This is a genomic window from Rhodanobacteraceae bacterium, assembly GCA_024234055.1.
Lineage (GTDB): Bacteria > Pseudomonadota > Gammaproteobacteria > Xanthomonadales > SZUA-5 > JADKFD01.
Window position 1 is genome coordinate 321,474 of sequence record JACKOW010000005.1, and the last position, 10,728, is coordinate 332,201.

Consider the following 10,728-nt stretch of genomic DNA (forward strand, 5'->3'; position numbering starts at 1 on the left):
CCGCTCCCACAGCTTTAGGCGTCTGGCGCTCTTCCCCTTTTCCTTTTTCCTTTTTCCTTTTTCCTTCTCCTTTTTCCAATCAAATCAGGCCTTGCCCAGCAACCGCATGATTTCCTTGAAGCGCAGCTGCAGGCCTTCGCGGTCGCCATGCTCCTTGAGCATGGCCAGGGCGCTCGGCACCAGGAAGGCGCGGTCGGTGCATTCGATGATCGCCGCGATTTCCTGCATCTCGCGCTCCAGCGACTGAGTCGAAGGCAGGAAGCCTTCGAAGGTCGAGGCCAGCCGGTCCTTGGTGAGCTTGTCCTCGTTGGCCAACAGGGCCTCGCGCCAGGCGCGGCCGACCAGGGCTTCGATGTCGGCACCGGAGAGGTCGCCGACAAAGGGCACGTCGGGCACATCTTCGGGGGCCAGCACGGCACCGAATTTCTTGGCGATGACCACGAAATAGGCGCGGATTTCGTCCTGGGTCTGCGGGTAGAACAGCGGAATGTGGATCTCGGCGCGGCCCTGGCGCTTGATGTCGATGGGTAGCAGGTCCGGGCGCGCGGTCAGCAGCATCCACACGATCTTGCCGCGGTAGTCGGTGTCGCCCATGGCATTGGCGATCATGCCGAAGACCCGGCTGCCGACGCCGGAATCACCCCCCGATTCACGCTGGCCGAGCATGGCGTCGGCCTCGTCGATAATCACCATCACCGGACCCATGCCGCGCAGTACACCGAGCACGCGCTGCAGATTGGCTTCGGTTTCGCCCACATACTTGCTGCGGAAATTCTTCAGCGTGACGCAAGGCATGCCGATCGAGCCGGCGAGGCAAGTGGCCAGGAAGGTCTTGCCGGTGCCCACCGGCCCGTTGAACAGATAGCCCATCGGGGCCACATCGGCGCGGCCGCGACGGATGATCTCGGCATCATCCAGCAAGCGCTTCTTGGCCGCTTCATGACCCACCACGCGCTCCAACCCGTACTTGGGTTCGACAAACTCCAGCAAGTCCTGGGCCTGGCGCTCGATCAGCTGTTTCTTGCGCGCCTTGAAGCGCTTCTCGTCCAGGCGCTGGCCACTGCGGCGCGCGCTTTCCACCAGCACGGCGAGATCGGCGAGGGTCACCGCAGCAGTGAGCTTGGCGAGTTGTTCGACCGTGAAGTCGGAGAAGCTGGAAACATCGACGTCGGTGGTGATCGACTGGAGGAAACGCAGCCGCGCCGGCTCGTCGGGCAGCTCGATCTCGATGGCGTTGACGTGCGGCGAGCCGACCAGACGATCGTGAAAATCCGCCAGGCGCTCGTCGATCAGCACAAAGGCCATGTTGCTGCGTTTGACATAGGGATTGGCCGCCCACTTCAGCAGCGTCACCAGATTGGCAGCAGTGCTGGCGGTGCCGCGCTCCGGATCGGGCACGACAAAGGATGCAAAGTCGAACAGGATGGCGATCTTGATGCGGTCCGCCTCCTTGGCAGTCAGGTTTTCGAGCACCATGCGATCGAGCATGAACAGGGCCTGCGCCGGGTCGCGCGGCATGCGCTCGGGATCACCCAGGCGGCGCGACACCCAGCCCACCATCTGTCGCTGGCGTTCGACATCGCCACCGGCATAGGCCTTGATGCCGTGAGCCAGATCGAAGCCCAGCACCAGATCGAAGCGCCCGAACATCTGCGTGGCCAGAAACTCGTTGACCGAGCCATAGCGTGGCTTCTCGCCGTTCGGAATCTCGACCAGATCGCTGGTATTGCCGTGCAGCACGTACATCGCCGAGGTGCCGGCGAAATAGAGATCCGCCAGGCGCTGCGCCCAGGCCGGCAGTTGGGCCGGCAATCCGTTCACCGTGGACATTGAGCAGGTCTCCGCATTCGAACCAGACCCCGATGATGCCCTGAGAGCGCCGTCGGCGCTTGGGGCGGGGCGCTTTGGGGTGGCTCAAAAGCGGGACACGAAGGACGCGAAGGAAGAGCAGAAAGGTCGCAAGGAATTGGGATTGGCGTCATTGCAAGCCACCTGTTTCGGCCTGAAACTGCCCACGGGCCATGAACCCCCGGCGTCATTGCGAGCGTAGCGAAGCAATCCAGGGGTGTGCGGCGCTACCCTGGATTGCTTCGTCGCTGCGCTCCTCGCAATGACGCATCAACAACTTACGATATGGGTTCATGGAGAGGAGCGCGTCGCGCCGCACGATTCTGGATTGCGTGTTCCTACGCTCTGAAGCAGTTGGCCGCGGAAAGCTACGGAACAGCGAACCGTCATTCCCGCGAAAATCAACAATTGGATCCCCGCCGCGGGGATGACGCGTTTCATGGCTCGTGGGGCGCCGAGACGAGGATTTGCAATGACGTCGGCGACAAGCTTCGCGTCCTGATCCCGGTCTTCCTTCGCGTCCTTGCTGCTTCTCCTTCGCGTCCTTCGCGTCCAATCGCTCTTGGGGCGCGCGCAAGCCCGTTACTGCGTACCGCCCACGGTCAGACTGTCGACCCGCAGTGTCGGCTGGCCGACGCCCACGGGCACGCTCTGGCCGTCCTTGCCGCAGACACCGACGCCCTGGTCGAGTTCCAGGTCGTTGCCAACCATGGATACCCGGGTCAGCACATCGGGGCCATTGCCGATCAGGGTGGCGCCCTTGACCGGCGCGGTGATCTTGCCGTCTTCGATCAGATAGGCCTCGAGGCCGAAAACACGAACTTGCCGCTGGTGATGTCGACCTGACCACCGCCAAAGTTGGCCGCATACAAGCCCTTCTTGACCGAACGGATGATCTCCTCACGCTCGTGTGGGCCGGGGCGCATGTAGGTATTGGTCATGCGCGGCATTGGCAGATGGGCGAAGGACTCGCGGCGGCCGTTGCCGGTGCTGACCGTGCCCATCAGGCGAGCGTTGAGCTTGTCCATGAGATAACCCTTGAGCACGCCGTTCTCGATCAGCGTGGTGCAATGGCTGGGCGTGCCCTCGTCGTCCACGGTGAGCGAGCCGCGGCGCCCCGGCAGAGTGCCGTCGTCGACCACGGTGACCAGCGGGTTCGCGACCTTCTGGCCGATGCGACCGGTGAAGGCGCTGGTGCCCTTGCGGTTGAAGTCGCCTTCCAGACCATGACCGATGGCCTCGTGCAGCAGGATGCCGGGCCAGCCGGAGCCCAGCACCACCGTCATGCTGCCCGCTGGCGCCGGCACCGATTCCAGATTCACCAGCGCCTGACGCACCGCCTCGCGCGCATGGGCACGCGCCGCATCGCCCGTCATGATGTCCTCGAAGCCGCGACGGCCACCGCCACCGGAGAAGCCAGCCTCGCGGCGACCGCCCTGTTCGGCAATGACCTGCACCCGGAACTGCATCAGCGGACGCACGTCGGCAGCCAGCGTGCCGTCGGATTGAGCGATCAGAATGGTGTCGGTCTCCGCCGCCAGACTGACCATGACCTGATGCACGCGCGGGTCCAGGCTGCGGGCATAGGCGTCGATCTCCTTGAGCAGGGCTACCTTGGCCTCGGCGCTGGCGCTGTCGATCGGGTCAAGGGCCGGATACAAAGGCGCAGGCGCCCGCCGCGCCAGGGGCGCCAGCGTTCCGCTGTGACCGCTGCGGGCGATGGCCCGGGCGCTGCTGGTGGCTTCGATCAGCGCCGCCGAGTCGATGGCGTCGGAATAGGCAAAGCCGACCTTTTCGCCGGACACCGCACGCACGCCCACACCCTGCTCGATATTGTGCGAGCCCTCCTTGACGATGCCATCCTCCAGCCCCCAACCCTCGTGGCGAGTGTGCTGAAAATAGAGATCGGCACTATCCACGCCGGGGCCCAGCAAACTGCCCAGCGCCCGCTCAACCAACGGCAGGTCCAGTCCGGAGGACAAAAACTGGCGCTCGGCCAGGGCGATCACGGAATCGGTCATCAGAAAGCTCGCAGAACTAAGTCTTCTAGCATGATGGCTCTGGCGCAGGATTCAAGGGGCACGGGGCACGGGGCACGGGGCACGGGAAAGACTCGCACGCCCGAGCACCAGTGGGAGCGGGCTCCGCCCGCGACGGCTTCAGCGTTTCAGGCGATCAGCAAGTCGCGAGGCACTCAAAGGGCAATCACAAAGGGCGCGGGATTTGTGTCGAACGGGTCTCTCGGGGCTGAACCCAATCGGAGCCCGACAAAGCTGGCCCCACCGCGGAGCCGGCTCTTCCCCTGCCCCGCGCCCCGCTCCCCGTGCCCCGTCCTCAGGACGAGGTCGGGATCTTCAGCACTGCGCCCACCCGGACCAGATCGCCGTCGATGGCATTGGCCTGGCGGATTTTCGATACCGACACGCCATGACGCACGGCGATTTCGCTCAGCGTCTCGCCGCGGGCCACCACATGGGCGCGTGACTTGACGTTGGCGGCAATCCAGGTGCCCGGCGGCGGTGCGGCATGGAAGTAATCGCGCACGCCCAGCATCACCGCCTCGGCCACACGCTCGCGGTGCCGGTTGTCGTTGAGCTTGCGCTCTTCTTCCGGGTTACTGATGAATCCGGTCTCGACCAGCAGCGAGGGCACATCGGGCGAGCGCAGCACCACGAAATTGGCGCGCTCCACATAGCGCTTGTGGGCCTTGCCCATGCGCGTCAGCGAAGCCAGCACATGCTCGGCAGCCTGGGCGCTGGCCTCCAGCGTGGCCCCTTGAGACAGATCCAGCAGCACTGCGGCCAGCATCTTGTCCTTGCCGTTCAGCGACACACCGCCGACCAGATCGGATCGATTCTCGCGCTCGGCCAGATAACGGGCGGCCTCGTTCGAGGCGCCGCGAGTGCTGAGCGTATACACCGAGGATCCAGCCGCCTTGCGATTCAGGGCCGCGTCGGCGTGGATGGAGACGAACAGATCGGCCTTGTGGTCGCGGGCCTTCTGGAAGCGCGTCTGCAGCGGGATGAAGACGTCGCTGTCGCGGATCAGCACGGCGCGCATGCCGGGCTCGGCATTGATGCGCTTGGCCAGCAGCTGCGCCATCTTCAGGGTGACGACCTTCTCATGCGTGCCCTTGGCACCGATGGCACCCGGATCTTCGCCGCCGTGTCCGGCATCAATGGCGATCACCACATCGCGGACGGGCAGCGCAGCGGCGCTGGCCACCGTGGTGCTTGCGGTCTGCGCAGGCTGCTTGGGGGCACTGGCCGGAACCATGTCCACCACCAGCCGGCGACGGCTGCTGTCGGGCTTGTCGAGCATGAAACTCTTGGGACGCACCGCTTCGGTGAGATCAAAGACGATGCGCAGGCGATCAGCCTCTGGCTGGCCCGAGCGCACGCTGCGCACCAGGCCCTTGCCGCTGCTGTCGACACTGGATCGTAATCGACCATTGATGACGTCAACCACGAGGCGATCGGGGCCCGCCAGGGTGAACACGCGATATTCGGCGGTATCCGACAATTCGATGGTGGCGCGGGTGTATTCGTTTCCGGCTCGTACGCGCACCGATTTGACCTCGGTTGCCGAGGCCATCGATCCAAAACAGAGCATCAGAAACGCCAAGGCGCGGTACATCGACTCAGGCTTCCATTTCCCAGGATGGACATTGAACCCCATAAGCGCCCCTGCTGACAAGTCTTTTTTGTTACTAATCCAATGCTTAGCCAACATACTTGAACGGTTGCTTTACCAGTGGCGCGATATTGCACGGATTACCGGACGGCATTCGCCCCATTCTCCGTATCGATGCAATCAGTACCCTGAACGTCACTGCGAGCCACCTGTATCGTTCGACACTGCGCAGGGGCCATGAACCCCGAGCTTGACTGTAGGAGCGACCTCGCGTCGCGACCGGCGAGTCGCATGGCCACAGCAGTGGTCGCGCCGCAAAGGGCGCTCCTACGGACCAACGAAGTCGGCGCTGCGCCGGATTGCTTCGCCCCGCCAAAGCCTGCCCGCCCGCAATGCCGCCAGCCAGCGCGCGCCTTCGGCGCTGCCGGAACTCAGCCGGACTTCCCGACCCTCGGCCACGTGCTCTATCGATATCAAGAGATCGGCATGGTCCAGGCGACCTTCGGCGCGCTCGGGCCATTCGACCAACAATAGTTCGTCTGCGCGATCGTGTTCGCGCAGGCCCAGGGCCTCGAGCTCGTCACCCGAACCCAGGCGATAGAGATCCCAGTGGCTGACCCGCAGGCGCTCGGTGATATAGGGCTCAATCAGGGTGTAGGTCGGGCTCTTGACCCGACCGTCGTAGCCCAATCCACGCAACAGACCGCGCACCAGACAGGTCTTGCCGGCGCCGAGGTTTCCGGACAGGCAGATCAGTCCGGGGCCGACCACACCGGCCAGCTGTCGCCCCAGCTCCAGTGTGGCCGCTTCGTCCACCAGATGCAGGCACAGATCCTCGCTCATGCAGGATTGGCCATGGTCCGCAGATAGGGCATCAGATCGCCGGCCAGCGTGCCGCGCTCCCCACCAGCATCGGCCGCTGCAGCAGCGGCCAACGCGTGCAGCAGAACCCCGGCACGCGCGGCATTGGCGGCACTGAGACCCTGGGCAATCAGCCCGCCGATCACGCCGGCGAGCACATCGCCACTGCCACCGGTGGCGAGCGCCGGATTGGCATAGGGAGAAATGGTCAGATTCTGTGGGCTTTCGCAGATCAGGGTGCCGGCGCCCTTGAGCACCACGGTGGCCTGGAAATACTCGGCCAGGCGCTGGGCAGCACCGAAACGATCGGCCTGAATCTCCTTGCTGCTGCAATCCAGCAGACGCGCGGCCTCGCCGGGATGGGGCGTGATCACTACCTCCTCGGGCAGCACGCAAGCCGCCTGCGCGAGCAGATTCAATGCGTCGGCATCCATGACGATGGGCAAGCCGCGCTCGGTGACCGTCGCCAGCAGGCTCTGCGACCAGGCGCTCTGTCCCAGGCCCGGACCGACCACGATCACGGTGGCCTTGTCCAGCATCGATTCCAGATCGCCCGGCCCGGCGACCGCCCGCACCATCAGCTCGGGGCGGGCCGACAGGATCGGCTGGACGTGCGCCGCGCGCGGGTGGCGACGCTGACCAGACCGGCACCGATGCGCGCCGCCGCTTCCGAAGCCAGGCGCACCGCTCCGCCATAGCCCTCGTCGCCCCCCACCACCAGGACGTGGCCATAGTGTCCCTTGTGCGCGCTGCGCTTGCGGCGCGGCAGCCAGGGCCCCAGGTCCTGCGGACGCAGCACCCGGGCCGCCGCCGGCACACAGGCGAACAGCACCTTGGGCAAATCCAGGTCGTCTACGATCACCTCGCCCACCAGTCCCGGCGCCTCGCCGGTCAGCAGGCCCTGCTTGAGGCCGATGAAACTGAGCGTGACCTCGGCGCATACCGCCACACCGGGGCAGGAACCGGTGTCGGCATCCACCCCGGAGGGGACGTCCAGCGCCAGCACCGGCGCCGTTTGCGCATTCATGGCCTCGATCAGGCTGGCGTGGGCGCCCAGCGGCGGGCGCGTGAGGCCGATACCGAACAGCGCATCGATGACCAGATCAAATCCGGCCAGTTCGCCACTGAAGATCGACATCTGGCCACCGCCCTCACGCCAGGCCGCGCAGGCATGGGCCGCCTCACCGTGGGCTGGCAGGGCCTGATCGGGCGCATACAGATAGACATCGCGACGGGCTTCTGCCAGCAAGCGCGCGACCACATAGCCATCGCCGCCATTGTTGCCGGTGCCGCAGACCACCGCGATGCGCTGCGCCAAGGGGTAACGCTGTCGAACCAGGGCGGCGGCGGCGCGCCCGGCACGCGCCATCAATTCGTCACCCGGCAATTCGAAGGAGGCACCTGCCAGTCGGTCGAGCTCGCGCGATTGAGCTACGTTGTAAGCCAGTTCGGGTAGCGCAGTCGTGTTCGGCTTGGACATGTCAGACACCGGAAGGGGCGAAACCGCCCGAAACAACGCCTGAGTATACTGAGCGACGTCGGCCGCACCGGCCCGATCCCAACGCCCGCTGGTCATCGGACTTCGGGCCTCGATCACAGGAGATTCCGAGCGCATGAGCGCGCCGTCAGCGGACGAGCACACCGCGCTCAAGCAGCAGATCCGGGCGCTGGCACAGGATCTGGGTTTTCAGGCGCTGGGCGTGGCCAGCGTGGCTCTCGAGCATGATGCCGAGCGTCTGCGCGACTGGATTGCGCGCGGCTGGCACGGGCAGATGGCCTACATGGAACGCCACGGCGCCAAGCGCTGGACGCCCGCCGAACTGGTGCCAGGGACGATCAGCGTGCTGTCGGCGCGGATGGACTACTGGCCTGCCGAAAGCGCTGACGCGCTATCGGTACTGGACCAGCGAGAACTTGGCTATGTCTCGCGCTATGCGCTGGGGCGGGATTACCACAAGCTGATGCGTTCTCGACTGCAGAAGCTGGCAGATGCCCTCGTCGATCTGATCGGACCGTTCGGCTATCGGGTTTTCGTCGACTCGGCGCCGGTGCTGGAGAAACCGTTGGCGCGCAATGCCGGCCTCGGCTGGATCGGCAAGCACACCAATCTGATCGCCCGCGATGCCGGCAGCTACTTCTTTCTCGGCGAGATCTACACCGATCTGCCGCTGCCCGCGGACGAAGCCGTTGCCGACCATTGCGGCAGTTGCCGGCGCTGCCTCGATGCCTGCCCGACCGGCGCCCTGCCGGCGCCCTACCAGATTGACGCCCGCCGCTGCATTTCCTATCTGACCATCGAACACCATGGGCCGATCCCGCTGGAACTTCGGCCGATGCTCGGCAACCGCATCTACGGCTGCGACGACTGCCAGTTGGTCTGTCCCTGGAACAAATACGCGCGCCTGTCCGGCGAGTCCGATTTCCGCGCCCGCCATGGGCTCGATCAAACCAGTCTGATCGAACTCTTCAGCTGGGACGAAGCCACCTTCCTAGGCCGCACCGAGGGCTCGGCGATCCGGCGCATCGGACACCGGCGCTGGCTGCGAAATATCGCCATTGCGCTGGGTAATGCGCCGCCTTCGGAGCAGATCATCGCCGCCTTGCAACAGCGTGCTGCCGATCCTGACGAGAACGTGCGCGAAGCAGTGGCCTGGGCGCAGGTGCGGCAGGGCTCGACCCGCCCGCACGAGTGCTTTCCCTCGGCCTTGGACCGAGGGGAGCAGGTGCAAATTCCCGGGCGATATGGGCAACGCAATCTCTCCGAGTGAGCCCTGCGGGCTACTCGGGCCACCCATGCAACGCACTTTTCTCCGCACAGAGCCTCGGGATGTAATTCACCTCAGCCCAGAGGCCAAACCTGACGTCGTCGCTGCCAGCGTGCTCAGCGTCAGGCACCCCGCCCATGTCACGAATGATCATTGCGAACGGGATTTTTCTCAAATGCTCTCAGGCCCGACAGCGAGCAACGCGGGGGCAGCTGGCTCCAGAATATTCCCAACCGATGAAACTGCGCGCGGGCCTGATTGGAATGCTCGAGCCGGAAGGCTCAACAACCCGTCGGCTCCGACCAAGGACGTTTCAGATAGGCTCTTCTTTCTATCCACCGTTTCCAAACGTGCGGCGACACATAGTCTGCTGAGAAACAGGATCAAAAACACATGTGATTCCAGGCCCGTAACCGCCGCCGCCGGGCCCATAGATCGGGACACCTAATCGCTGCGCATGCTCGAGAAAATTTGCTGCCTGGTAATCATGTTGGTAGACCCATGACCCGACGAAGCTGCGAATATTGTCCGGCGTCATGATCCTCATTCCGGCTGCGTCCTGCGCTAGCTCGGGACGCAGAAGCGCATCCAATCCCGTTGTATCCGCAATCTCATACTGCACTTCCGAGCCATCCGAGAACCTGATCTTAATCATGATGCTCATGGCACCGCCGTTGAATCTTACGTCCAGCGCGTGCTTGATCGCATTGTAGATCCCAGAAAAACTTGAGTAGGCGCTTGCGGGATTAGACGCGTAGGCTTCCAACGCAAGCCGGACGTCTCGTTCAACGATACTGCTCCGAATGACGTCATGAGCCGTGCGTGCGGGCGCATTGACGCAATCAGCTGATGTGCAATCAGGCAAGTGCAAGTCATATGCATTAATTTCAACCACCTTGTTCATGGATCCCTGAGTTTCGACGTAAAAATCCGCCAAGGCATTCATGAGCGCCAACTCGTCAGCCGAGAGTTCTACGGGGTAGGCAACGTTCTGATAGGCGCACACGCCAGCTCTTTGGGACTGTCTATCGACATCATCTCTGGCAGATTGCACCGAAGATCGCTCTATGGGACATCCCGGGCCCGAGCCTTGCGATTCCACGAGAAACTTCTGGGCCCATCGTTGCGCGGGATTCACGACCACTCGCTCGTATGGTGCCAGGCCAGAAAGCACCAGGGACTGGGCTTGACCGGGGTTGCACGTATCGCACCGAATCCAATCTATCGCCTCAGCAGATATCGGCGCGATTGCCAACACTAGCGAGAGGGCGCCTGATGCAAGGGCAAGATTCATACACACTCCAAGTGTAACCAAAGGTTAGAGCACACTAGCCACCTTGCCGGGGCGGTGTCAACAACTGTTAATCAGGGGCGAGCCGCGCAAGGATACCAACCGGCAGCTGCCTCAAATCTCAGCGAGTATCCCGATATCGCTCCAGCAAGGCTGCAGTGGAGCCATCCAGCCCGCTGATCGGCTTCTCGCCGGTGACCATCGGCAACAGCTGGCCACAGATCTCCTTGCCCAGCTCCACGCCCCACTGGTCGAAGGAATTGATGCCAAGCATGCGTCCGGCCAGATACACCTTGTGCTCCATCAGCGCGATCAGTGCGCCGACCGAGC

Annotated in this window: 6 protein-coding genes and 2 pseudogenes; 1 reads left to right on the forward strand and 7 read right to left on the reverse strand. The window is 64.0% G+C overall.

Going from position 1 to position 10,728, the window contains the following annotated elements; genetic code table 11:
- Window positions 1-84 precede the first annotated feature (84 nt).
- The 5 genes and pseudogenes from H7A19_11815 to H7A19_11835 form a co-directional block, all read right to left on the reverse strand.
- A complete protein-coding gene (locus tag H7A19_11815; protein ID MCP5475514.1) occupies window positions 85-1,830 on the reverse strand; it encodes an ATP-binding protein in 1,746 nt (581 codons plus the stop codon).
- 600 nt (window positions 1,831-2,430) lie between these two features.
- Window positions 2,431-3,869, reverse strand: a pseudogene (gene tldD / locus H7A19_11820) (metalloprotease TldD).
- 313 nt (window positions 3,870-4,182) lie between these two features.
- Window positions 4,183-5,484 carry an N-acetylmuramoyl-L-alanine amidase gene (locus H7A19_11825; GenBank protein ID MCP5475515.1) on the reverse strand — a complete coding sequence of 434 codons (1,302 nt, stop codon included), beginning with the start codon at window positions 5,482-5,484 and terminating at the stop codon, window positions 4,183-4,185.
- A gap of 324 nt (window positions 5,485-5,808) precedes the next feature.
- The gene (tsaE, locus tag H7A19_11830; protein MCP5475516.1) at window positions 5,809-6,324 is read right to left on the reverse strand and encodes a tRNA (adenosine(37)-N6)-threonylcarbamoyltransferase complex ATPase subunit type 1 TsaE; all 516 of its coding nucleotides are present in this window, start codon (window positions 6,322-6,324) and stop codon (window positions 5,809-5,811) included.
- Window positions 6,321-7,822 (reverse strand): annotated as a pseudogene (locus H7A19_11835) (NAD(P)H-hydrate dehydratase). Before H7A19_11835 ends, tsaE begins: the two are co-directional and overlap by 4 nt.
- A 133-nt stretch (window positions 7,823-7,955) precedes the next feature.
- Here H7A19_11835 and queG point away from each other — a divergent pair.
- The gene (queG, locus tag H7A19_11840; GenBank protein MCP5475517.1) at window positions 7,956-9,110 is read left to right on the forward strand and encodes a tRNA epoxyqueuosine(34) reductase QueG; all 1,155 of its coding nucleotides are present in this window, start codon (window positions 7,956-7,958) and stop codon (window positions 9,108-9,110) included.
- 328 nt (window positions 9,111-9,438) lie between these two features.
- Here queG and H7A19_11845 read toward each other — a convergent pair whose 3' ends face one another.
- Both H7A19_11845 and H7A19_11850 read right to left on the reverse strand, forming a co-directional pair.
- Entirely contained in the window at window positions 9,439-10,053 is a 615-nt protein-coding gene (locus H7A19_11845) for a hypothetical protein (GenBank protein MCP5475518.1), read from the reverse strand.
- A 466-nt stretch (window positions 10,054-10,519) separates the two neighbouring features.
- Window positions 10,520-10,728: glucose-6-phosphate isomerase (locus tag H7A19_11850; protein ID MCP5475519.1), on the reverse strand; the 209-nt coding region annotated here is incomplete at its 5' end.

Bases quoted from the DNA above. Each gene is read 5' to 3' on its own strand.
- tsaE (MCP5475516.1), bottom strand. From the start codon at position 6,324: ATGAGCGAGGATCTGTGCCTGCATCTGGTGGACGAAGCGGCCACACTG.
- queG (MCP5475517.1), top strand. From the start codon at position 7,956: ATGAGCGCGCCGTCAGCGGACGAGCACACCGCGCTCAAGCAGCAGATC.
- H7A19_11845 (MCP5475518.1), bottom strand. From the start codon at position 10,053: ATGAATGCCTTGGCGGATTTTTACGTCGAAACTCAGGGATCCATGAAC.
- H7A19_11825 (MCP5475515.1), bottom strand. From the start codon at position 5,484: ATGTACCGCGCCTTGGCGTTTCTGATGCTCTGTTTTGGATCGATGGCC.
- H7A19_11815 (MCP5475514.1), bottom strand. From the start codon at position 1,830: ATGTCCACGGTGAACGGATTGCCGGCCCAACTGCCGGCCTGGGCGCAG.